15 protein-coding genes and 1 pseudogene are annotated in these 25,245 nt (G+C 55.1%); 11 read left to right on the top strand and 5 right to left on the bottom strand.

Annotated elements, in window-relative coordinates:
* The first annotated feature begins 286 nt into the window (after positions 1-286).
* From B4U49_RS18470 to B4U49_RS18450, 5 genes are all read left to right on the top strand, one after another.
* A complete protein-coding gene (locus B4U49_RS18470) occupies positions 287-3,640 on the top strand; it encodes a TonB-dependent receptor (protein WP_078086087.1) in 3,354 nt (1,117 codons plus the stop codon).
* A gap of 291 nt (positions 3,641-3,931) precedes the next feature.
* Positions 3,932-5,401, top strand: a complete 1,470-nt coding sequence (locus B4U49_RS18465) for a family 16 glycosylhydrolase (RefSeq protein ID WP_239692709.1) — start codon at positions 3,932-3,934, stop codon at positions 5,399-5,401.
* A gap of 19 nt (positions 5,402-5,420) precedes the next feature.
* The gene (locus B4U49_RS18460) at positions 5,421-6,950 is read left to right on the top strand and encodes a sulfatase-like hydrolase/transferase (RefSeq protein ID WP_078086086.1); all 1,530 of its coding nucleotides are present in this window, start codon (positions 5,421-5,423) and stop codon (positions 6,948-6,950) included.
* 27 nt (positions 6,951-6,977) lie between these two features.
* A complete protein-coding gene (locus tag B4U49_RS18455; RefSeq protein WP_078086085.1) occupies positions 6,978-8,420 on the top strand; it encodes a sulfatase-like hydrolase/transferase in 1,443 nt (480 codons plus the stop codon).
* A gap of 94 nt (positions 8,421-8,514) precedes the next feature.
* Positions 8,515-10,407, top strand: a complete 1,893-nt coding sequence (locus B4U49_RS18450) for a CRTAC1 family protein (RefSeq protein ID WP_078086084.1) — start codon at positions 8,515-8,517, stop codon at positions 10,405-10,407.
* A gap of 296 nt (positions 10,408-10,703) precedes the next feature.
* Here B4U49_RS18450 and B4U49_RS18445 read toward each other — a convergent pair whose 3' ends face one another.
* Positions 10,704-10,967: a MarR family winged helix-turn-helix transcriptional regulator gene (locus tag B4U49_RS18445; protein ID WP_143735740.1), complete on the bottom strand. Its 264-nt coding sequence runs from the start codon at positions 10,965-10,967 to the stop codon at positions 10,704-10,706.
* 57 nt (positions 10,968-11,024) lie between these two features.
* Between B4U49_RS18445 and B4U49_RS18440 the strand changes: the two are divergent.
* Both B4U49_RS18440 and B4U49_RS19425 read left to right on the top strand, forming a co-directional pair.
* Positions 11,025-11,453: pseudogene (locus tag B4U49_RS18440) on the top strand (cytochrome b); the annotation flags it as partial.
* A gap of 72 nt (positions 11,454-11,525) precedes the next feature.
* Positions 11,526-11,711 (top strand): hypothetical protein, encoded by a 186-nt coding sequence (locus B4U49_RS19425; RefSeq protein WP_078086081.1) that lies wholly within the window; start codon positions 11,526-11,528, stop codon positions 11,709-11,711.
* 79 nt (positions 11,712-11,790) lie between these two features.
* Here B4U49_RS19425 and B4U49_RS18430 read toward each other — a convergent pair whose 3' ends face one another.
* Positions 11,791-11,988 (bottom strand): hypothetical protein, encoded by a 198-nt coding sequence (locus B4U49_RS18430; protein WP_078086080.1) that lies wholly within the window; start codon positions 11,986-11,988, stop codon positions 11,791-11,793.
* Between the two features lie 255 nt (positions 11,989-12,243).
* Complete coding sequence (locus tag B4U49_RS18425) at positions 12,244-14,484, bottom strand: S46 family peptidase (RefSeq protein ID WP_420811475.1); 2,241 nt, start codon at positions 14,482-14,484, stop codon at positions 12,244-12,246.
* Between the two features lie 231 nt (positions 14,485-14,715).
* Here B4U49_RS18425 and B4U49_RS18420 point away from each other — a divergent pair, with 231 nt between their 5' ends.
* A complete protein-coding gene (locus B4U49_RS18420; protein ID WP_476703370.1) occupies positions 14,716-15,030 on the top strand; it encodes a DUF3820 family protein in 315 nt (104 codons plus the stop codon).
* 51 nt (positions 15,031-15,081) lie between these two features.
* Here the strand turns inward: B4U49_RS18420 and B4U49_RS18415 are convergent, their stop codons facing one another.
* A complete protein-coding gene (locus B4U49_RS18415) occupies positions 15,082-15,348 on the bottom strand; it encodes a YMGG-like glycine zipper-containing protein (RefSeq protein WP_078086079.1) in 267 nt (88 codons plus the stop codon).
* A gap of 753 nt (positions 15,349-16,101) precedes the next feature.
* On the opposite strand from B4U49_RS18415, the gene B4U49_RS18410 reads away from it, so the two are divergent.
* Positions 16,102-18,966, top strand: a complete 2,865-nt coding sequence (locus B4U49_RS18410; RefSeq protein WP_078086078.1) for a glycosyl hydrolase family 18 protein — start codon at positions 16,102-16,104, stop codon at positions 18,964-18,966.
* Between the two features lie 89 nt (positions 18,967-19,055).
* Positions 19,056-20,636 (top strand): glycosyl hydrolase family 18 protein, encoded by a 1,581-nt coding sequence (locus tag B4U49_RS18405; protein WP_078086077.1) that lies wholly within the window; start codon positions 19,056-19,058, stop codon positions 20,634-20,636.
* Between the two features lie 114 nt (positions 20,637-20,750).
* Here the strand turns inward: B4U49_RS18405 and B4U49_RS18400 are convergent, their stop codons facing one another.
* Positions 20,751-21,557 carry a S1/P1 nuclease gene (locus B4U49_RS18400; RefSeq protein WP_078086076.1) on the bottom strand — a complete coding sequence of 269 codons (807 nt, stop codon included), beginning with the start codon at positions 21,555-21,557 and terminating at the stop codon, positions 20,751-20,753.
* Positions 21,558-22,034: 477 nt separating this feature from the next.
* On the opposite strand from B4U49_RS18400, the gene B4U49_RS18395 reads away from it, so the two are divergent.
* Positions 22,035-25,172, top strand: a complete 3,138-nt coding sequence (locus B4U49_RS18395; protein ID WP_078086075.1) for a TonB-dependent receptor — start codon at positions 22,035-22,037, stop codon at positions 25,170-25,172.
* Positions 25,173-25,245: the final 73 nt, after the last annotated feature.

Genomic DNA, 25,245 nt, shown 5'->3' with positions numbered 1-25,245 from the left:
GCTCTGCGGGAGAGATAATAACAGTTGTAACCACAAACATCATATGTTTATATACGTTTCATGGAGTGCAAGTTGGTACTTATTTGTGCTCCCCCGGTTGCGGATCCAGTCCGTCGCCGGGTTTGGCCATGCGTGTTTCAGCGTGATGTATCCGTTGAGGCGGTAGCGGCCAGCATATCTGGCGGTTTGGCGCGCAATTGCACATAATGTGTTCGCTCATGCCTGCCAGGATGCGGAGAGTTGATAAGAGAGAAAACCAAATCCTGATAATAAAAAGGGGAAACCAATGACTGGCAAACCGAACCATGCCAACGGGCGCGAGCACCTGTTCCGTTCACTTTTCCTTGCTACCGCTACCCTCGCTACCGTTGCCTCGGCACCGATGATGGCCGTCGCACAGGAGTCGGCGGAGCAAGAAGAGAAGAAGGTGGTTGCCGAGCAGGCCTCTGAGTCCACCACCCTTGAAGAAGTCGAAGTAACCGGCTTCCGTAAGTCCCTGGCTGACGCCATCAGCGCCAAGCGCGACTCCGATAACATCACCGACGTGATTTCTGCGGAAGACGTGGGCAAGTCCACTGATGCGAATATCGCCGAAGCGCTGCAGCGTGTGACCGGTATCTCCATCGCCCGTGAGAATGGAGAAGGTACTACCGTCACCGTGCGCGGCGTGAGTGCCGACCTGAACAATATCAGCATGAACGGAGTCGCCCTGACCGCTACTGGCGGCGACCTGAATAATGATGGCGGTAGTAACGCGGTTAACCTGAGTCAGTTCTCCTCTGATATCCTGGCCAAGATCGAGGTTGTGAAAACCCCGAGTGCCAACCACGATGAGGGCAGCCTGGGCGCTGCGATCAATCTTTCTTCCTTCAAGCCACTGAACGTATCCCGCGATCGTCGCCTGGTGGAAGTGCAGGGCCGCTATGCGCCTTTCGCCGATTCCAGCTTCGACGGTGGCGATTCTCGTGTGAACGTTGCCCTCTCAGAAAAACTGCTGGATGACAAGCTGGGCCTGTCCCTAGTTGCTTCCACAGAGTCCCAGAGCGGCCGCACCGACGCCTACCAGATTCCTCGATATACCGTACACAGAGCCGGTGGCGAGCTGGTTGGCAACAATGGTGTGACTCTGCCCGGCGGCTACATAAATGCGGAAACCGGCGAGCACATGACCGAGTTTGACTACGGTGATGGCCCGTCCGACCTCTACGCCCACGTGCCGTTTGAGATGTTCTATGCATACGACACCTTCAATCGCGACCGCGATACTGTTAACGGTGCCATTCAGTTCCGTCCGACCGAACAGACCGACGTACTGCTGAACCTTACCTACTCCAAGTTGCAGTCGGAGAACGAATCTCAGCGGTTCAATATTCGCCCGCAAAACGGTAGCCCGGAAGGGGATTACAACGTATTCGATCCGGATACCTACACTCTGGTTGGCTATCGCCGTACCGCGAATGCAATCTTTGGCCCGGGAACTGGTCCCTGGCGCAACCCCGGCTATGTTCGCCCGCAGGCCAACATCGAAGACTTCACCGAAGAAAACAAAGTGGTGAGCTTCGATATCGAGCACGTGATGGGTGACTTTACCTTCAATCTGAGTGGCGGCCACTCCGAGACTACCGCGGTAGATGATCGCGTGATCCAGTCTACTTTCCAGATCGAAAACCAGCCTGATTTCCCGAACAACCCGCGTGAAAACAGCTTTAACGGGATGACCAACCCCGGTTTTTACAGTGGATACGAGTGCCCCAACGGCATCAGTAGTGCCTGTAACATTATTGTTAGCGCGGACAATGTGCTGAATCGTGACCCCTCTCTGGGTCCGGTCTCCGACGCGGCCACTGATTATTCTTTCGGTAGCTTTAACTTCCGTGACCGCGAAATTGAAGATACCTCTAGCAGTGTGTTCTTCGATGTGCAGTGGGATCGCCAGTTTGGTCCTGTGACCATGATTGAGTCCGGCCTGAAGTGGAGTGACCGCACAAAGGACCAGCGCCAGACCAACACCAACTACAACCGTTTTGGTGTGATGAGTCTGTTTGGCGCGCAGCTGTCTGATTTCTCCAGTGGCTCCACGCCTTCGGACTTTGGTAGTGAGCTGGGTATTGGTCGCGATACCCTCAGCGACGGCTGGGCCGCTTTCGATCCGTTCCTGGCTCTAAATGCTGCAGAGTTGTCCGATCCGGATAACGTTCCCCGGGTATTGCCTGACCTGGTAAATAGCCGCGTACTGAACAATGAAGTATTTGGCGGTTATATCAAAGCCAACTTTGAATTTATGGACGGCCAGCTGTCTGGTGATATCGGTGCCCGTTATGTGCACACCAACGTCGATGTTTCCGGCGGTGCAAGCGTACAGCTGCTGACGGCAGATTTTAGCGAGGCGGAAGCCAACCTTGAGTATTACGGCAGCCAGGAAGCGGCACAAGACGCCCTGGGGCCGGACCTGCAAGGGCCAAATCTGCCCAACAACGGTGGGGCTAACCCGGATTATCGTGAACTAGAAGCGGTGCCAACCTCTGACCAGCACAGCTACGATAACCTGCTGCCTTCATTGAACCTTAACTACGCATTGAACGACGACATGATCCTGCGCTTTGCCGCGTCCAAGACCATGGCGCGTCCGCCAATTGATCAGCTGAACCCACGCTTCCGTTATGCGGAAAACGCATTCAACGCGCAGTCGTTTGCAAGTGCAGGTAACCCGAAGCTGGAGCCGTTCGAATCCTTTAACCTGGATCTGTCGTACGAGTGGTACTTCGCGGACGAGTCTCTGATGTCTGTGGCCCTGTTTAACAAGGATCTCAGCAACTTTACCCGCCGGGTTTCCGAGCTGTACTTTATTCGTGACCTGCGCGAAACGCTGTACGATGAAAACGGTGTAGCACTGAATCCGGACGACTTTGGTTCGCGGACCGGCGAAGATAACTTTGCGCTGTCCTTCGATGACCTGCTGCCGTTCGATGAAAACAACCAGCCGGAAAACTGCATGCCGAACCGAGAGTTCGATATGGGCTCGCCGGTCGGCCAGATCCCTTACGGCTGTGACGTTGTGGCCTTCAACACTTTCGTGAACGGTGACGGTGGCTACGTGCGCGGTGTGGAGCTGGGCTTCCAGCACAACTTCACCACTCTGCCGGGTATCTGGAGCAACTTCGGTGTCATGGCGAACTACACCTACTCCGATTCCGAAACTACGGAAGAGACCGAAGTGGGTGAAGATGGCACTGTCAGTGTGACTCAGCTGGCTACGCCGTTCCCGGAAACTTCGCTGCACACATACAACGCCACCGTGTTCTACGAGGACGAGGACTACCTGGTACGTCTCGCTTATAACAAGCGCACCGACTACCTGTTGAATGCCAACGTCCTCGGTGGCTACGCGCACTACCGCGAAGGTTTCGATACGCTGGACCTGTCTGCTGCCTGGAATATTACCAGCAAGCTGCAGGTGAACTTCCAGGGTGTGAACCTGTTGGATACCGTGACTCGTGACTACGCGGTATACACTGGCCTGAACGGTGACGAAAACCTGCCGGGCGAGAGTGTGGACCTTGGGGATGCCCCGAGCGCTCGCACCATCCGACTGGCGAACACCGGTCCTATCTATCGCTTGGGCCTGCGCTACAACTTCTAAGCCCTCTTAAAGCCCCGGCGGCATTCGTGCCGCCACACAAAAAAGCGGAGGCTTGCCTCCGCTTTTTTGTGTCCTGAATTTGTACCGGTTTATGGATGTTAAGGACCGTTAAGCAAACGCCCGTTTCCTTGCAATCAAACATCATATCTTTGTATTATTTCTATGTTCAGCTTCATGCTGGCCGATTAAATGCTCATTAAGGACGAGCAGTTGTTCCGCACAAAAAATAATCAATTGTTGCTGGTGCGCCAGTGCAAGACAATAGTGAGAAGAACCGAGGGAATAGATCTCGTGAATAAATCCATCAATCAACTTTCACTGACTGCGATCGCAGCTGGCGTATTGCTGGCCAGCGGTTGTGACAATGCGCCAAAGTCCCGAGCCGCAGAGGTCAAACCCAGTGCCGCAGCCTCTGGCACACAGAGCGCCAATCAAGTGCTGCCCGCGTCAGACCCGACAAACCAGGGTGGCTGGGTTCTCAATGAAATGGTGAGCGACGAATTCAACGGTGACTCTCTCGATAAAGACAAGTGGTTCGTCGAGGGTGAAAACGGCGATTACTACATCTGGAAAGGGCGCGCGCCTTCTCAGTTTGCACCGCACAACGTAAAAGTCTCAGACGGCAAGCTGCAGCTTATTTCCCAGTGGGAGCCGGATTATCCGTTCGCATACGGAGAGGGGCACGAGGGTAAAGATTACGGCGAGCACGAAGGACAGAAAGTGCCTGTCACCACCGCCGCCGTTGTGGGTAAAAAACGCTTCCTGAATGGCTATATGGAAGTGCGCACCAAGGCTGCCAACGCGGCGATGACCAGCTCTTTCTGGGCTATCGGCTATCAACAGGAGCTGGACGTTTACGAGCAGATGGGGCGTCCTACTGGCGATGGCCCGCTGGACATCAAAGGCGACACGCTCAAGGCTTCCATCCACGATTGGCAGCCGCCGGCCCAGCGTCCGACGCGTAAATTCGGGCACAAAACCAAGCTGGATTTCAGCGTGGCTGAAGACTTCCACGTGTATGGCGCCGAGTGGGGTGAGGACTACATCAGGTTTTACCTGAATGGCGAGCTGATCTCCGAGTCTACGCAGGAGGAAGTTGGCGAGCACTGGGTACTGACTAACCCGATGGAAGTCTGGCTGGATTCCGAGATTTTTGTATGGCTCGGGCTGCCCACGCCGGAACAGCTGCCGGCTACTTATGAAGTCGATTATGTGCGCGTATGGCAGCAGCCACAGACCAACTTGCTGGATCGCGCCTTCTACGGCTTTGAAGGTCCTATTCTTTACGAAGAGAATCCGCGTCCACTGGATCTGGTGCCGGAAAATTCCGAGAACAACAATTACCAGAAATTCTGGGCAATCGACGATGAATCTGCCAAGAGCTTGCAGCGCGTGCGCAATGAGCAGTTTGCGAAGGGCACTTGGAGCCTGAAGTACACAGGTGGCAATGGTGTTAAGGCCAAGGCAGTCGCTCCTGAGGGCTCCCTGCGTGTTCCGGCGGGCGAATACGAATTTTCTGCTCAGGTATGGCTTGCGCCAGAAGCAACTGCAGAGCAAATCGCGTTTACCCTGAATGGCGAAGAGACGGCGATCGCGCAATTCGACCTGGCCGACGTGGCCCGCGGCGAGTGGGTGAAAGTCTCGCAACTCTTCGACTATGCCAACGCCAGTGTCAGCGACTTTATCCAGATCGCAGTGAACGACACCGAGAACGGTAAAGGTGTTCTGTACGTTGACGATATTGCCGTCGAAAAAAAATAACGTTGAGGTGACCCATATAATGAAGAAGCTACTTGCAGGAAGTCTCGTTAGCGTGGTTTTCGGGGTTGCGTCAGTGGCAGCAATCGCTGCCACTCCCCCCAAGTCTGATCAGGCCACAAGCGAACGCGAGAATGTTCTGATTCTGATGTTCGATGATATGCGGTTCGATACCTTTTCCTACCGCGATGGCCCCGTCTCCACCCCGAATATCGATACCCTCGCGGAAGAGAGCGTACGTTTCGATAACGCAATGACCACCACCGGTCTGTGTTCACCGTCGCGCGCGGCCATGTTTACCGGCCGTTGGGGACATAGAACCGGATTGGACGATAACGTCGGTCTATATCACTCCCGTTTGTCCGAGCTCGACCTGTCCGAAGGTGGCTTGATCGCGCGTGCAAAAGACGCGGGCTACTTCGTTGGTTACGTGGGCAAGTGGCATCTGGGTCCCCAGGGCGTGCGGCTGCGAGGAGCTGATTACACGGCAGAGATCAAGGAAGCCAAATGGCCGCGCAATATGCGGCCATTTACACCCTACGATATCGCCAAAGATGTGGCTGGATACAAAGAGGGGAAAGTCGCACCGGATGGTGAGAAAAAAGAGTACTACCAGACGCTACCTGGCACCTACGAGGATACGCACACTTACGACAAGGTGAAGGCCGGTCAGGAAATGCTGCGGATTGCCGCGAAGGAAAAGCGACCTTTCTTCGGAGTGATCAGCTTCGATCAGCCGCACCCTCCGTACCGCGTACCCGAACCCTACGCGAGTATGTTTGACCCGGGTTCTCTGGAACTGCCGGCTAACCACTTGAGCAAACGGGTTAACAAGCCGATGTCCCAGGATGACGCCTGGTGGCCATGGCACGACGTCAGCCATATGACCGCTACGGACTGGTTAAAAATGCGTGCCTACTACTACGGCGCCATGGCCATGATCGATCGCGCTGTGGGTGAAATTCTGGAAGCGGCGCGCGAGACCGGCCTCTACGACAACATGACGATTGTATTTGTCGGCGACCAGGGCAGCATGCTTGGGGAGCACAGCCTGTATGACAAAGGGCCCTACGCCTACGACGAACTGATGCGTATGCCGCTTCTGATTCGCGATCCGCAGGTTAACTCCAAGTCTGTAACGCGCCAGGTGTCCATGCTGGATATCGCCCCGACCCTCGCTGAGGTCATGCATCTGCAGGAAGATGGGGTACAGGATGGTCGTTCACTGCGCGCACTGATGGAAAAGGGCGATGCTGCAGACAAGGGCCGTAAAGACACCGCTTTGTATGCGTACGAATGGTACAACGGTGGATGGTTTGGTATTCGCGCCCTGCGCACACCGGAAATGAAGTTTGTCTGGAATCCTGGTGACAGCCGCGACGAACTCTATGACTTGGTAAAGGATCCCGTTGAAATGGAGAACCTCGCTGATAACAAAGCCTATCGCAAGGAACTCAAGGCAATGGCGAAGCTGATGCGTGCTGAACTCGAGCGAACCGAAGACCCGCTGCTTGCCAAGTTTGATTCACAAATGGAATCTCTTTTGAAATAAATTGTGCGCGATGGACGTGGGGAAACAATGAAAGTATTGAATGTAGTGGCCATGGCTCTACTGAGCCTAGTCAGTGGCAGTGCGCTCGCTGCCACCGCCGAGAAAATCGAAAAGCCTAACATTGTAGTCATCCTTGCGGATGACCTGGGTTACGCGGATGTTGGATTTAACGGCTCAAAAGATATTGTGACACCTAATTTGGACAAGCTTGCCAATCAAGGCATGATGTTTTCGGAAGCCTATACTGCGCATCCATTCTGTGGGCCGAGCCGTGCTGCCCTGATGACCGGCCGCTATCCGCATAAAATTGGCTCCCAGTTCAATCTACCGGTACGCGGCTCTTTCTTGGGTGTTCCTACGGAAGAAAAGTTTGTCAGCAAAATGCTGCAGGAGAGCGGCTATTTCACCGGTGCAGTGGGTAAATGGCACCTGGGCGAAGCGCCCGAGTTCCACCCCAATCGCCGTGGCTTTGACGAGTTCTACGGTTTCCTTGGTGGTGGGCACAATTACTTCCCGGAGCAGTACAAAAAAGTCTATGAGAGACAGGTAGCGAACGGGGTCACCAACTTCGACCATTACATCATGCCGCTTGAGCACAATGGTAAAGAAGTCGATGAGAACGAGTACATCACCGATGCGCTTTCTCGCGAGGGCGCTAACTTCGTACGTAAGGCAGTGGACACTGGCAAGCCCTTCTTCCTTTACCTAGCATATAACGCCCCCCATGTACCCCTGCAAGCCAAGCAGGAGGACATGGATGAGTTCCCCGATATCAAAGACAAGAAACGCAAGACCTATGCCGGCATGGTATACGCGATGGACCGCGGTGTTGGCAAATTGGTCGATACACTTGAAGAAACTGGTCAGCTGGACAACACATTGATCGTGTTCTTCAGCGATAACGGCGGCAAGTTACAGTTTGGTGCCAATAACTATCCGCTGAAAGAAGGCAAGGGCAGTGTGTATGAGGGCGGCTTCCGTACACCGATGGTCATGCACTGGCCGAAGCAGCTCAAAGCGGGCAGCAAGTTTGAGCACCCGGTCAAAGCCCTGGATCTGTTCCCCACATTTGCCGGCTTGGCCGGTGCCGAGTTGGAGCAGGAAAGCAGACTGGATGGCAAAAATATCTTCCCTTTCCTGCAGTCCGGGGATGCACCACATAAAGATGAGCTGATCTTCGCACTGCGCCATCGAGGCAGTTACAGCGATGCCGCCGTGCGTCGCAATGAGTGGAAGGCAGTAAAAGTCGGTGAGGGGGTCCCCTGGCGACTGTTCAATATAGAAAAGGATAAGGGCGAAGAGGAAAATCTGGCCGATAAACACCCGGTGATGCTGCGCGACATGGTGCGCGAAATGGAGAAGTGGTCCTGGGATAACCAGCAGCCACGCTGGTTCCACATCCACGAAGAAGGCTCGCTGTGGCGTCAACATGGCATGCCGCGGTTTGATAAAACCTTCGCGACGGATTAACCCGTCAGAATTTGAAGATCCCGATAGATGTAAGTCTTAACTCCCACGGTCACCCAAATTTGATTTCGGTGGCCGTTTTTTTAGGTGTTAGCCAATGTTTACTCAGAAAAAAATAGCAAAAGCCCTGTTAGCAATGACTGGTCTGGCGTTGTTCGGTTGCGATACCGGAGCAGCCGGAGAGACTCTCCATGAAGGACCGGTGAGTTTTTCGTCCGTCACCAGTGGGTTTTTCAGCCAACAGAAAAATCTGCGCAAGTGGGGCGCGCCCGTAGTCGCCGACCTGGATCAGGATGGCTGGCCAGATGTGATACTTAACGATCATGGCTTTGGACTGCGTGTACTGTGGAATAACGAGGGTGAATACGGAGCACCATTCGACCTGTTGATGGGAGATTCCCACGGTGTGTCCGTGGCCGACTTTGACCGGGATGGCGCGCTGGAAGTTATCGTAGCCCGCGGAGGTGGCTCTGGAACAAACGCGCGGAACTCGATCATATACCGCGTGGATAATAAGCGGAACTTTGAACGCCTGGCTGATTTTCCCGAGCCACTGGTGAACATGCGTGGGCGCACGGTACAGTTTGCCGATATTGACCACGATGGCGCTGCAGACCTACTGAACTTCGCGTTTCCCTCCAAAGAAAAGCGAGGAGAGAGTGAGAATTACCTGTATCGGAGCGCCCAGGATGGGACCCTGGAGCTGGCAGGCCGACTCGATGCCAAAGTTAGGGGAGACGGTCAGCGAACCCTGATCACCGACTTCGACCGGGACGGTAACCAGGACCTGTTGCTGTACGGCAATGGCCCGGTATCTTTGCACCACGGTAAAGGCAATTTCCAGTTTGAGGATGTCACCAGCCGTCAGTTGCCTCGCAAGTACAAGGGCGTCACCAGTGCTGTAGAAATCGATTTCGACAATGACGGCGACTTTGATATCGTCCTGAGCCGCGCCAACGAGTTTGAAAGTGGTGAGACCTTCTATGACGAAGAGTCGGGTAACTGGGGTTTCTATGTGCGCCGTGAAGGTTTTGAATTCGACCTGAAACTTGGCGATGTACTGGACTTGGTCAATTACCAGAGCCCATGGCCCCATCGTAAAATCTATATTGGTGAATCGTCTTACCAGTATCAGTTCCCCGGTGAAACCCATAGTGGCAAGACTCTGAAGCTGGTGAACAGTGATTCACTGGGCTGGCCCGATGGCCGCGCGGAGCAGGGACTGTATGCAGGCTATATCGGCAACCAGAAGTGGCGGATCGCTGGCGATGTCTGGTCCCCGACATCTGGTGTTGTGCAGGGGCTCACACAGAACCCGACACCGGGCGCAGAGTTAACCCGGGCTGCCTTGAGTGTAGTGCTGCTGGAAAATCGTAACGGCACCTTTGTGGATATTTCTGAGGATGCAGGATTGGATGTGCCGTTGAACAGCACTGGCGCGGTGGTCGCGGATCTGGATAACGACGGTTACCAGGATTTGTTTTTGGTGCAGCGTGGCAATCTGGTTACTCCAACGGAATCGGTGATCTATCTGAATGGTGGCAACGGCAAGTTCCAGCGTACGCGGGGGCACAAAATTGTCTCCGGTGAACTGGCCGCATGGGGTCTTGGCGGTGTGGCGCTGGATTTCAACAAAGACGGCAAGATGGACCTGCTGTTTGGTAATGAGCGTGGCAAATGGCACCTGTTCGAGAATCACTCTCAAACTACTGGAAAACAGCTGACGCTGGATCTTGCTGAATACAGTGTGTCCGGTACCACCGCGCTGGACGGGATAGTGAAAATTTCAGCTTGCGGTCAAAATCAGATCCGTCGGGTCGGGACCAGTGGTGCGGGCTACGAGCGCAGTTTTAACCGCTTTGTCCATTTTGGTTTGGGGAATTGTGGAGAGCCCGTGCAACTGGAAGCGACCTGGACTAATGGAGCAAAAGTTGTGCGTAGTATTGATTCCGTGAGTGATCGGCCACAGCCCTTATTGGTCGAAAATTGATATCCCGGTGATATTGGGGGTGTGGATGCGACCGGGGTGAGGTCGCATCAATTGGGGCCGGAAGTGAGAGATTCTTCGGGAATCAAGATTGCTGCGCATCGTTCAAGTGGCTTCAATGATCGTATTACGTGCGGGCAAGATAACTTTGCAGTAGTTCTATAAACTGTGTTTTCTCGCGTTCGTTGAATACGCTTAACAAGCTATCCTGAGTGGCCACATGCTGTGCCATCACCTTTTTGATAACCGCGCGTCCTTTTTTGTCAGGGCGACCTGCCTGCCCCGTCTATCCTCAACACTCACCTCCCCCGGATGAGCCCCTGTTTCTCCAGGGAGTTCAGGCGGCTGGTCATGGATCCGGGCGTCACCAGCATTTGCTCCAGTAACTGTGTCGGGGTCAGTGTATGTGGTGGTCCGCTGCGCAGCAGTGTGGCCTGGACATCGAACCCCGCATCGGTCAGGCCGTAGCGGCGGAAGGTCTGCGACATCCCTTGGCTCATATGCTTGTGCACCAGCTGTAAACGGCCGATCAGCGCCATGGAACGGGTGTCCAGTTCAGGCAATGAGGTCGATGCAATGAAGATGGGTGGTTTAGTCTACTTTGCGAGGCACTATTTGCCGGTTTGCTCATGGTGCGCAGCCTTGAACCCTGGCAACCCACACTGCTCTCTATGCACAAGTCATTTGGGATCATTGCCTTTATCGCAGTAGTTTTCCGGGTTGTGGTGTGCCTTGGTAGCGCAGTGCCGTCCCTCCCGGGTGACTTGCCAGGCGCGCAACGCTTTATTGCAAGGCTCAGCCATCTACTACTGTATGCGGCAATGATTGCGCTACCTGCCAGCGATTATCTGATGCAAAATGCAGCCGGTCGCCCCCTTACATTTTTCGGACAATTTGCCTTGCCCACAGTTTTGCCGATTAACCTGGATGCCTATGGCCTTCTGCGGGAGGTACACGGCGTTTTTGCACTCGGGCTTATGGCACTGGTGCTGTTGCATATTGCCGGGGCGCTTTATCATGGCTGGGTGAGAAGGGATGGTGTGCTGTAGACAATGCTGTCTTACCGCAAGGGGCAGCACTGACTTTAGCCGAACCAGCGAGAAAATATACTGGAGACCCTTATGGGGGACGTACTGCCATTCAAGCGAAAAACTGCGTGGGAAAAACACAAGGGCAGCAGCCTGTGTCGCGACGGATTCCACAAGTGGAAAGTGGTCACGGAACGGAAGTTTGATGTAAAGAGAGGAAAGCTGGTTACCGAATGCCGCTGCCAGCGGTGCGGTAAAGTAAAAACGGAATTGCTTTAATTTTATCGTATTTTCATATCAGGCCAGCCGGTTCGGGCTCGACCAAAACGAGTCCGAACCAGCCCCGCCCGCTTGTCGGTTAGCAGTCCTGGTCCTCTACGCCGGCTTTTTCTTTCACATCTTCACAGGCGTCTTCCACGGCATTCCCCATGTCGGTGACCGTCTCGTCAATGGTTTCGCCTACTTCCTCCGCGCCGGACTCCTTTTCACAGGCAGTGATACCCGTTACCAGTAGTGCGGCAAATCCGATGACGCTCAATTTTTTCAAGAAATCCATAAGGTTGCTCCTTTCAGGTCGGGTGGATTCTGTGCTGCGTGCAATAGCATGCAGTATGTGCTGCTGTGTATGACATGTGTGCGCACATTTTGATTTCAAGGGGATGAAAGGTGGGAAGCTTACCGAGGAGTATGAAACGTTAATCGAGTCACAAAATGAGCGGCTACCAGTGCTGGTTATCTACGAAGTTTTCGGGCGGGCATAAAAAAGCCGGCAGTAGCCGGCTTTTCGCGAAAGGTGTTGGATTTGCAGAAATTAGTTACTGGCCTTTTCCGCAACGCCCATCTCTTCCAGCAGATTATCTGCGTGGTCAACTTTTTCCATTACCCACAGCATGTATTCCACATCGACATGGATGGCGCGGGTGTTGTCGTTGAAGTCCCAGTCAGCATTGATGCTGTCATAGGTACCGTCAAATACCAGTCCGATCAGTTCACCCTTGCTGTTCATGGTGGCGGAGCCGGAGTTGCCGCCGGTGATGTCCACCGTAGTCAGAAAATTGACCGGAACCGAGTCCAGTTTCTCATCGTAGAAGCGACCGTAGTCCTTGTTTTTGATCGCATCCAGTTCCGCCTGTGGCGCATCGAACGGATCTTCACCGGTGTACTTGGCTTCAATGCCGCGCAGGGTAGTGAAGGGAACGAAGCTGTCTTTACCGTCGTTACCATCTGCCGGGCCCTTGATGGTACCGGCGGGTGGGGTATAGCCTTTTACCAGACCGTAGGTCAGGCGCAGGGAGCTGTTGGCATCCGGATACACCGGCTTACCCTGTTCGTTGTAGTAGGCGATCAGCAGGTCCATGTACTGCGGGCGGAGCTCGGCAAATTTGCCAGACATCATTTTGTCGTGTTGCTCCAGCGCGTAGCGGTCATCATAAGTGGCGACCGCCAGTTGGATGAACGGATCTTCGCTGTTGCGGAAATCTTCCGGGGATTTATCCATCCACTCGAGTCGGGTGTCGGTTTCGGTAAGGCCGGTTTTCTCGTACATCGCACTCAGCTTCTGCTGCAGGGCGTCGCCACTCAGCTCTCCGTCAAAGAACTTGTCGAAGCTCTCCAGGTGCTGGTTTTTCGGCAGTGCGTTGTAACGCTCGATAAAGTAGGTCCAGATGGCCTGGTCTACCGAGGGCGCAAAGTTGCGCTCAATACGCTTCATGCTCTCGGTAAAGCGGGTCATGTCGCGGTCCTGGTAGCCGGGCTCGCGTTCCATATTCGGCTTCTGCTTTTCCAGGCTCAGGCGGTACAGACGCTGTGCCGAGCTCAGCATTGAGGAGCGGCTCATGTAACCCAGCAGCATATCGCGTTCCTGGGTGGACTGTTGCTCGGCAATCAGTTTTTGCAGGTCTTCAATTACTGAGGCGTATTTTTTCTTGGATTCCGGATTGGCCTCAATCCAAGCCTGCAGGTCTTTTTCCAGGCGCTGCTTGCGCTGTAACAGGTCGCTGCGATTGTAGCCCTCCATCATGCCGGTGAAGTTTTTCGAGTAGTTGTTCAGGCCGGCAACCAGGCTCGCATACTTGAGTGCGGCATCCTTGTTGTTTTCGGTGGCTTTGCCAATGACTTCGGACCACTCCGCCAGCACTTTCTGCATGGTGGGGTAATACCAGTTGAAGTTGTTGTTCACCTCAACGGCAGTGCGATAGCGGTTGGTGCGTCCCGGGTAACCGGCAACCATCACGAAATCGCCTTCCTGTGGGCCCTTGGTGGAAACCTTCAGGTGGTGCTTGGGCTTGTAGGGGACGTTGTCTTTGGAAAAGTCCGCGGGCTTCCCGTCCGGGCCAACATAGGCGCGCAGGAAGGAATAATCCCCGGTATGGCGCGGCCACATCCAGTTGTCGATATCGCCACCGAACTTGCCGATGGAGGAGGCGGGAGCGTGCACCAGGCGCACATCGCGAATGGCCAGCTGTTTGATCAGGTAGTAGCTGGCACCGCCGTAGTAGCTGTAGACCTCGCAGCGGTGACCCGGGTCGGATTCACAGTCTGCCACCAGCGCTTTTTCTGCGTCTTCAATCGCCTTGAAGCGGGTGGCGCCATCCATGTCATCACTGAGCTTGCTTTTCACCTTGTCGGTGACTTCCTGCATATCCACAGTAACGTAAATGCGTGAGCCCGGGGCTGCGGGCACTTCTTCTTCCAGGGTCTTGGCGAGAAAACCGTTGGCCAGCAGGTCATTATCTTCGGTGGAGTTGTAGGAGATGGAGCCGTAGGCGCAGTGGTGGTTGGTGGCGACCAGTCCCTTGGGGGAGACAAAGGATGCGGAGCAACCGCCGAGACTGACCACCGCGTTCATCGGGAACTGGGTCAGGTCGGTCATGGTTTTCGGATCCAGCTCCAGGCCGAGATCTTTAAGCTTACTGCCAATTTCCGGTAACTGGCGGGGCATCCACATTCCTTCGGTGGATACAGTATCGGAAGCGCTGGCGGCACTGTCGTTCGCACTGGGCGCTGGGGTCTCGGTGGCTGCGTCTTGCGCAGGTTTACTACAGGCGGACAGCAGGGCAATAGCGAGGGAGAGCCCGAGGGGCAGGCCCAGGCGGTGGGGAAGCTTTTTATCGTTCACTCGAATTCCTTATGCGGGCGCGTCGGATCATGTGCGACGGTTAAAAAATGAACGGCCGCAGAGGCGGCCATGTAACCAGATGCTGCCACAGAACCGCTGGCGTCAGAATTACTTCTGCGGCCAGTGGTACTTTCGGTGGGATAAGTTACTCACAGTGTAGAATGTGTGCCGGAAGCCGATGAGATGTCGATGCGGGTGCTGCAGTACCTCAAGGTTCAGGGGATAAATCACTGGCGGATGGTTAAAAGTAGTACAGGAAACACGATGTTGGAAAAGCAGGACCTGATAGATATTGCCCGTACCGAGATGCCTTTCGGTAAGTATGCGGGACGGCCTTTGATCGACTTGCCGGAGGAGTATCTGCTCTGGTTTGCCAAAAAGGAGTTTCCCAAAGGGCGATTGGGCCACCTGATGGCGATTACGCTGGAGATTAAGATCGAAGGGTTGGAGGGACTGGTCAAACCCCTGAAAAAACAATGAGCCCCGGCGGGGGCTCATATGGTTTTACTTAAACGGTGCAATACGCTGTGTTCAGCGATAGACCCGGCGACCGTAGCGGTCGTAGTAGTAGCGCCGTTTTTTCTCGCGGTCATACAGGTAACCACCTGCCCCACCGAGTGCCGCGCCGACAGCGGCGCCTCCGGGTCTACCGGTCACCAGGGCGCCGGTAACAGCACCAATCCCAATACCGGTACCTACCCGGCGGTCGGTATCGCTCATATTGGCACATCCGCCAGCGGTCAGTGACAGCGCCAGGGCGGAGGCCAATCCAGCATGTTTGAGAGTCTGCAACTGCATAAATACTCCATCTACATTTTCTCGGATATCGCTGGAGGAGTGTATGGTCGCGCCCTGTCCCTCCCCATCCGGATCGCGGGACAAAATGTGCGGGTGGGGAAAAATGAGAAAAAAGTTTGGGGTGGAGCCGCGCGATCCTAAACTGGTAACAGTCCCGGGAAGACTCCCCCATCGCGAGACGAGGTGGAGTGCCAACAAAAAGCGGTCCGTAACGGAGACTGAACATGACCGTAAATAGGCCCACAGCGGGTGACCACTGATCTGAAATTGATTGATTTCAGCGAGTGAAAGAGCGGGAAGTTTCAGTCAGCTTGATTGGGTAAATAGGGGCGAAGCGGTCGATTTTCATCGGCCGCTTTTCTTTTTGCCTACCGAAAACGTGCTTTCTAAATGTCTTATCTACAGCCTGAAGCGGGATTTCGGCGCCAGAATCTGAATTCCCGATGTGACTCACCTCTCAAGACTGCCTCTCCGGGGCTGGTCAAATCAGGGCAGAGCAGGGTATCGTGAAAAAGTAATGACACCGCTGTCATATTTTCGTTAAAAATGACAGCGGTGTCATTGGCCCGGCCACGGTTGGGGAAATTTGAGGTACCTGTTCGCAGTAACAGATTAGATGTACCGGCATAGAGATGTTTTTGAATGCCGTTCAATCGGGGGCAGCGCTGCCCGTCGAGGTTTGACGGATACATCACACCGCTGCCCCCTTTGATAGATCCTGATCCATAAAAGATAACGACAAGGTGAAAATCAATGAAAGGGCTCACACCAAGCCACTGGCGTCGCGCACTCCTCGCGTTGGGACTTGCCAGTTCCTCCGCTGCCATCGCGGCGCCCGGCGCTCCCACCATCGACTGGATGGAAACCAGCTTTGCCATCATTGAAGTAGACGAAGCGGCCACTGCCTACGAGCAGCTGGTGACCATCAACGACTACGCGGAAGTTCCGGTAGCCTGGTCCAAGTGGTCCGGCGACCCGGCCACCACCGCACAGTACCTGCTCAATGGCGAAGTCGTACTGGAACAGACCATCAGTGGCGGCGATACCCAATCCGGTACCGCGACTCTGCAGGTTGCCGAAGGCGGCCAGTACGCTCTGCAAGTGGCGCTATGTAACGACGACGGATGCGCAACTTCTGCAGCGAAAGACATTGTGGTTGCCGACACCGACGGCAGTCACCTGGACCCGATCACCGTTACCGCCGGTGAAAACAACCAGCCATACCAGAACACCAGCAATTCCGTGGTGGGCACTTACTTTGTGGAGTGGGGCGTATACGGCCGTAAATTCTCCGTGGACATGATGCCTTCCTACAACCTGACCCACCTGATCTACGGGTTTATCCCCATCTGTGGTGGCGATGGCATCAACGACAGCCTGAAAGAAATCGAAGGCTCCTTCCAGGCCCTGCAGCGCTCCTGCTCCGGCCGTGAAGACTTCAAGGTTTCCCTGCACGATCCGTTTGCGGCATTGCAGAAAGCCCAGGCCGACCAGACTTTCTCCGATCCCTACAAGGGCAACTTCGGCCAGCTGATGGCCCTGAAGCAGGCTTATCCGGACCTGAAGATCCTGCCTTCCATCGGCGGCTGGACCCTGTCCGATCCGTTCTATTTCTTCAGCGATGCGGCCAAGCGTAAAACCTTCGTCGACTCCGTCGAAGAATTCATGCGCACCTGGAAATTCTTTGATGGTGTGGATATCGACTGGGAATATCCGGGTGGCCAGGGTGCCAACCCGAACCTGGGCGATGCCTCCATCGATGGCGAAACCTATCGCCTGCTGATGCGCGACCTGCGTGCCATGCTCGACGGCCTCGAGCAGGAAACCGGTCGTGAGTACCAGCTTACTTCTGCAATCGGTGCGGGCTCCGACAAGATCGAAGACGTGGACTACACCGATGTACAGCAGTACATGGATTACCTCTTCGTGATGACCTACGACTTCTACGGCGGTTGGAGCAACGAAGTGCTGGGCCACCAGACTGCGCTGTACGCCCCGAACTGGAGACCGGACACCGACTACACCACCGACAATGGTATCCAGAACCTGCTGGGCCTGGGTGTAGATCCCGGTAAGCTGGTGGTTGGTGCTGCCATGTACGGCCGCGGCTGGACCGGTGTATCCGGCTGGACCGGCAATGATCACATGACCGGTACTGCTACCGGCATGGTGTCCGGCACCTGGGAAGATGGTGTGGTGGATTACCGCGATATCGTGGGTCGACTCGCCACCGGTGAGTGGGAAGAGTATTACGACGAAGCCGCAGAAGCGCCGTATATCTTCAAGCCGAGTACCGGCGACCTGATCACCTACGACAACCATCGTTCCGTGATGGCCAAGGGTGCCTATGTACAGGCCAACAACCTGGCCGGTTTGTTCTCCTGGGAAATCGATGCGGACAATGGCGACATCATGAACGCCATGCACGAGAGCCTCGGTCACGGTGATGGTCTGGGTAACCGCACACCGACTGCCCGCGCCGGTGGTGATCTGTCTGTGGACAGCGGTGCAAGCGTTACTCTGGACGGCAGCAATTCCAGTGACCTGGACAATGACCCGCTGACTTATAGCTGGAGCCAGGTTTCCGGAACCAACGTGAGCCTGCAGAGCGCCACCAGCGCTTCCGCAAGCTTTTCCGCGCCTTCCGTTACCGCCGATGAAACCCTCGTGTTTGAACTGACTGTGACCGACGACAGCAACGCCAGTGATACCGATCAGGTTTCCGTGACGGTATTGGCCGAGCAGCCGAATCGCGCGCCCAGTGCCGATGCCGGTGCCGACCAGATGGTGGTCACTCCCGCAACCGTTGCCCTGAGTGGTAGCGCTTCCAGTGATCCGGATGGCGATGCGCTGACCTACAGCTGGAGCCAGACCTCAGGCGCCGCAGTAACGCTGAGCGACAGCAGTGCAGCCAGCCCCACCTTCTCCGCCGCACAGGTGAGTGCCGAAGAGGAACTGGTATTTGCTCTGACCGTCAGTGACGGTTCCCTGTCCGACACCGATCAGGTGAGTGTATTCCTGCTGGCAGAAAACAATCCGCCGCAAGTCAGCCTGCCGGGCCCGATCACTGTCGATGAAGGTGAAAGCTTCACCGTGGCTGCAAATGGTAGCGACGCCGACGGTGATGCACTGAGCTACACCTGGAGCGGAATGGAAAGCGGCTCCGGCGAGAGCATCACCATCACCGCACCGCAGGTGGGCGCCGATACCGACTTCACCCTTACCGTGACCGTGAGCGACGGCATCGACAGCGCGAGCGCTAGCGTTACCGTCAGCGTAACCAACGTTGAAGGCGGCGGTGGCTGCGAGATGATCGATCCGAATGCCGGTAATTTCGATGCCTGGCAATCCGGTAGTACCTACCTCGGTGGCGACCAGGTGAGCTTTGACCAGCTGGTTTGGGAAGCCAAGTACTGGACTCAACAGCAGCCGGGCTTCAGCTCTGCGGACTGGAAACTCATCAGCGATGTGGAAGTGCCATGGAATGCCAGCACTGCTTACAACGGTGGTGACGAGGTAAACCACAATGGCCTGCGTTACCGCGCCAAGTGGTGGACTCAGAGCGAGCCGGGTGTTTCTTCCGACTGGGAAGAGATCGGCGAAGCGACCTGCAACTAAGCAGTAAGCAGTACACAGGGGGCGCTACGGCGCCCTCTGTTCTTTTCGAAATTCTTTTCTACAGACTTCCAAAAAATCAGGAAATAGATATGAAAAGGCAATTACTTGGCCTGCTTGCGCTTGGGCTATTCTCCTTCGAGGCCGCAGCGGTAGACTGCTCCGCGCGTCCGGACTGGGAAGCCAGCGCCATCTATGTGGGCGGTAACTCGGTCAAGCACCTGGGCAATGCGTATACCGCAAATTACTGGACGCAGAATAATGACCCGGTAACCCACTCCGGGACCTGGGCGCACTGGAAATACGAGGGTGCCTGTGACGGCGGTTCATCGTCTGGCTCGTCTTCCAGTTCCTCCAGTTCCTCTTCAAGCTCTTCTTCCAGTTCCTCGTCTTCTTCGAGCTCCTCGAGCTCAAGCGGTGGATCCGGTGGCGGATCCTGTACCTCTGTGCAATATGTTGCGGGTACCAGCTACGCGACCGGACAGCTGGTGCAGAATGTAGGGCTGGAATTCCAGTGCAATATCGCCGGCTGGTGTTCTTCCGAGGCCGCCTGGGCCTATGAGCCGGGTGTCGGTGCACATTGGGGTGATGCCTGGAGCCAGGTAGGGGACTGTGGCAGTTCTTCCTCCAGCAGCTCGTCCAGTGGTGGCTCCAGTTCCTCCTCCGGTAGTTCCGGCTCATCCAGCTCTTCCGGTGGTTCTTCCTCCGGTGGAAACAGTGGCCTGCTGCCGAAACATGCGCTGGTGGGTTACTGGCACAACTTCGACAACGGTTCCGGCCTGTACCGGATCAGCGAAGTCTCCGATGTATGGGACGTGATCGTTGTGGCATTTGTGGACGATGCAGGTAACGGCAATATCGCGTTCAACCTGGACCCGGGCCTCGACAAGCAGCAATTCATTGATGACATCGCAGCCAAGCGCGCCGCGGGCAAAATCGTGATTGCCTCTTATGGTGGTGAAAAGGGGACCGTTACCCTGAACACCGAAGAAAACGTGACCAACTTCGTCAACAGTACCGCGGCGATGATCGATGAGTACGGTTTTGACGGTATCGATATCGACCTGGAGTCTGGCGCGGGCGTGATGCACGGTGCACCGGTCATCCAGAATATGGTGGATGCCGTAAAACAACTGAAGCAGCGTTATCCCGGCATGTACCTCTCCATGGCTCCGGAGCACCCCTATGTACAGGGTGGCTATGTGTCCTATACCGGTATCTGGGGCGCCTATCTGCCGATGATCGATCAGTTGCGCGACGAGCTGGATCTGTTGCATGTGCAGCTATACAACAACGGCGGCCTTGCCACCCCCTATCGCGGACCGGCTTACCCGGCAGGCTCCGTGGATATGATGGTGTCTTCCGCGCTGATGCTGATTGAAGGCTTCCCCCTGGGCTACGGCGATGCAGGCTTCTTTGAGGGACTGCGTCCGGATCAGGTGGGACTGGCACTGCCGTCAGGACCCAGTTCAGCGGGCAGTGGCTTTGCTACCACCGCGGATATCAATCGCGCGCTGGATTGCCTTACCCAGCAGCTGAATTGTGACACGCTGACGCCATCACAGGCCTACCCGACATTCAACGGCGTAATGACCTGGTCTATCAACTGGGATATGAACGACGGTGGTATTTTCTCCGGACCCGTGGGTAGCCATGTGCACAACTTGCCCTGAGCGGTGATCACAAACCACTCTGTAAGTTGTTTTTGAAACAAAAAATCCCCGCACTGGCAGTCCCGGTGCGGGGATTTTTTTGGCTGGCAGTTTGGCAGCTGATCGCGCTTGGTGCTAATGGGTGCCTAATGCCCGATTGAGCAGGCCAGCCAACCTTACGCCGCCCTGCTGCAGGCGCTGTTCGACTACTTTACGGTTGCTCTGGTAGTAATCTTCTCCGAGATTCATTTTATCGGTGTAAGCATGGTTATGTGCCAGTTGGTGTGACTCAGCGGTCCAAATAATTTTGTCACTGCTCTGCCAGGCTGTGCGTTGAGCGTCACTGATGTTGCCCTGCTGCTGATGGGCGTAGTTTCTCCAGTCTTCCGTAAAACCTGCGGGCAGGTAGACATCCCAGAGTGCGTGCAGGTTGGTTGGAAAACCGAAGAAGCGCACCTCTATGTCATTGCCGCCACGGTCATCCCGCAGCCCCGTGTGCATCGGCTGGTGCAGATCTCCCACAAAGTGGATCACAAACAGCAGTGCCTGTGCGCGCTCGTCCTGAGTGGCCGTGGTATTGCTTAAGGTCTCTTCATACTTCTCCAGAGCTTTCACAATACAGCCGGCGGGCGGACAGTCCCTGGCCTCTACATACTCGTGCCACTCGTGTGGCAAGTTGATGTAATGCAGAGGTGCGGTCCACTTGTATTGCTCCTCACGGCGAACGAGGTCGGCCCAGGTACTGGCTTCCGCAAGCCCCGGCTCACCTGCGATTTCCAGCAGCTTTTTTACTTCAGTTTTTACTTCCGGTTGCAGGTAGGTCCAGGCAATTTCGCCCACAATCTGGTGGCCGTCTTTCCCCCACGCCTGGGCATTGCTGGTGACCAGAAATAGGGAAAGGTAGAGGAATAACCCGGCCAGAATACGTTTCTCGGACTTCACTTTGCGCCCCTGTTGTCATTTTCGGAATCTCTATATTACCCATATCTCTATCGAAAGTTGAACAGTAGGACAGGTTTCGTTTTCAGTGAACGCTTTTGATGCACCGCCGCTTGCCCGCTGATCACCCTGCCCGAAATTGGTGCTGTGCGACCTCGAAAACAGCGCGCATCAGGCCGACGATTCAGAGAAATACCAGGTTGATTCCACGTCTGACCGTGGCCGAGTAACCAATCCTTCTGATTGGCGATTTCAACCTAACCACTTGGACAGGTTTTGGCACGATAGTTGCTGTTTTTTTCTCTATGTTGTCCTTTTGGTCAACATTCGAGAGATTTTAATGTCGGTGTCATATTTCTCCCTGAGAATCACTGCGCATCGACCTCCGTCAGCATCCTGTTATGACGGATACGGATAACGATAAGCATCAATTACAACGACGGTCGTTGTTTCAGGCCATCTGACAATGAGGAGAACTTCATGAAACGCAGCCTTTTTCCGCATGGGCTCTTGTCTGCCGCGGTGATAGCGGCGATGGGCTCGGCGCCCCTCGCCTCAGCGCAAGAAACCAGTACCGCCATTCGCGGTGTAGTGACCGGTGTCAGTGGCCAGCCGGTAGACGATGCCAAAATCATCGCTATTCACACCCCTTCCAACAGCCGTCGTGAAATTCTTTCCAGCGAGTCCGGTCGTTTCAGTCTGAATGGCCTGCGTGTGGGCGGCCCCTACACCATTCGTGTGGAGTCGGAAGAGGGCGAAGAGGTCCTGAATGATATCTACCTGAGCCTGGGGTCAGCCCTGACCCTGCCCATCAGTCTGGGTGAGTCAGGTGTCGAGCTAAGCGCGATAGAAGAAGTGGTGGTGGTTGCCGATGCTCAGGTTTACACCAATCGTGGATCCAGTGGTGTTTTCGGGGAAGATCAGATCGCCAACGCAGCAACCTTCAATCGCGACTTGAAAGATGTGGTGCGTTCAAACCCGTTGGCCGTGGTCAGCCCGGATGGTGTTGAGCTCAGCGTCGCTGGCTCGAACCCTAAGTACAACTCGCTGACCATCGACAGCGTGGGTATCAACGATACCTTTGGTCTGGCCTCCAATGGCTACCCCAATGCCCGTCCGCCGATCTCGCTGGGCGCAGTGGAGCAGATCTCCATTGAGTACGCCCCGTTTGACGCGCGCAAGGGCAACTTCTCCGGTGGTAATATCAACGCTGTTACCAAGTCCGGTACCAATGAATTTCATGGCAGCGCTTTCTTTGAGTCCGTGCCCTGGGCCGGGACTGCAAAGGACGACAAGCTGTCCGATGATGGCTCGGTAACCGAGTACAATGTCGACAACGAGGAAGAAACCTACGGTGCTACTTTCAGTGGCCCGCTGATCCAGGACAAGCTGTTTTTCTTCTCCTCCTATGAAAGCTGGGAAGAGGAAGTCGCATTCGACTACAACCTGGACACACTGGCAAACCACGATGTCTCCCCTGAAGACCTGTCTCGTGTACTGGGTATCATGGAAGACGTTTATGGTGTGAGTGACTCTCTGGGCGCCGCACCAGCGCCAGACAGCGACGAGAAGTTCCTGGTCAAACTGGACTGGAACATCAACGACTATCACCGCGCGGACTTCAGCTACAGCAATCAGGAAACTCGCTCTGCGCGTAATTACACCCAGTACGACGATACCCTGAACCTGTCTTCCAACCTGTGGACCATGGCCCAGGACAACACCTATTACACCTCGCACCTGTTCTCCGACTGGAGTGACGTATTCAGTACCGAGGTCAATCTATCTTACAAGGAATATGAGCAGGCTTCCCTGACCAACTCCAACTGGGGTGAGGTGAATATCCGTACCGGTAGCGGCAATATAGTTGCGGGCCAGGATGAAAACCGTCATGCCAACGTACTGGCCAATGAGGTATGGAATTTCGGTGTACACGGCACCTATCTTGCCGACAATGCCCAGTATCGCTTCGGTGCCGAGCTCGAGGATACCTGGAACTACAACCTGTATGGCCGCGACTCTGCCGGTACCTGGGGCTTCGACAGCATTGAGGATTTTGAAAACCGTATCGCTTCCAGCCTGGAGTATGGCAACGCTTACACTAACAACATTCAGGATATTGCCTATGACGTTAGCAGCACCAAATACTCCCTGTACGGCGACGTAACCCTGGAGCCATTTGCCAACTTCGAACTGGTAGCTGGCCTGCGCTACGAGACCCTGAGTATCGATAACGCGCCCAGCGCCAACAGTAATTTTGAGGAAACCTACGGCTACGCCAATACCGAGAACCTGGATGGCCGAGATATCTGGCTGCCACGGGTTGGTTTCACCTGGGATCTGCGTGACGATCTGACCCTGCGCGGTGGCGTGGGCCGTTTCAGTGGCGGCATGCCGCTGGTATGGGTATCCAACGCCTACACCAATGACGGTACCACCAAGGACGCAACCTATCTCACTGATCTTGATCCCAGCGTTGTGGACTTCACCAGTGTTCCCCAGGTGGCCAGGGATGACCTGGCACCGGGTGCCGGTAGTACCAACAGTATTGATCCCAACTTTGAGCTGCCGTCCGACTGGCGTTACCAGCTGGGAGTGGATTATATCTTCGATATTCCGGGGCTCGGCACCGATTTCGCCTGGACCAACGAGCTTACCTATGTAGATCGTGAAGACTCTGTCTACTGGCGCGACCTGTCTCGTGTAGACAACGGCAAGCGTGTCGGCGACCGCATTATCTGGGACAGCATCTATGAAGGTACCGAGTTCGAGGGCAACTACGACCTGGAGCTGACCAATGTGGACAACGGTGGCCGCAGCATTATCTGGACTACCGCCCTGGACAAGGCCTTCGACAACGGGTTGTCTTTCAACCTGTCCTATACCCACCAGGACATCACCGAAGTTAACCCGGGCACCAGCTCCACCGCGGAATCCAACTACCAGTACGAAGTAGTGGAAAACCGTGGCGAGCCGCTGGAAGGCACTGCGTACTATGAAATTGAGCACCGCTTTGTACTGAACCTGGGCTATCGCACCGAGTTTGTTCAGGGCTACGCCACCAATTTCAATCTATTTGTCGAGCGTCGTTCCGGTCGTCCCTTCTCCTATACCCTGGATGCCTACCGGGATGGGGATTTCGGTGATCAGCCAAGCTTTGATGACTCCGATGTCTATCTGGCTTACATTCCGTCCGGCGCCGACGATCCTAATGTGGACTTCGAAAACGGTCTCAGCTATGACGAAATCATGGCGATTGCCGAGCAGGCTGGTGTAGCCGGTTCCGCCGGTGGCTTTACCGACAAGTATTCCAAGAATATGCCCTGGGTCACCACCATGGATCTGGCGATCACCCAGGAAGTACCGGGCTTTATGCCGGAGCACCGCGGTCTGGTCTATCTCACCGTCGACAATTTTGCCAACCTGTTGAACGACGACTGGGGCAAGGTTTACGACCTCGAATTTCCGCAGCAAAGGCTGTTTGATTACGACGTCAATGACCAGGGGCAATACGTATACGGCGAGCCCTACGGCGGCCTGAATACCGACAATTACAGCCGTTTCCGCACCGAGCAATCCGCGTGGCGGGTGAAGCTGGGACTGAAATATAATTTCTGATCCCGGTATCAGTAGTCATTTAAGCCGGCGCATCAGCGCCGGCTTTTTTGCGTGAATATCCCCGGTACGCGGT

This window comes from Microbulbifer mangrovi, assembly GCF_002009015.1.
GTDB lineage: Bacteria > Pseudomonadota > Gammaproteobacteria > Pseudomonadales > Cellvibrionaceae > Microbulbifer > Microbulbifer mangrovi.
Note: the sequence above shows the minus strand (reverse complement) of the source record. Positions and strands in the feature narration are given on the sequence as shown.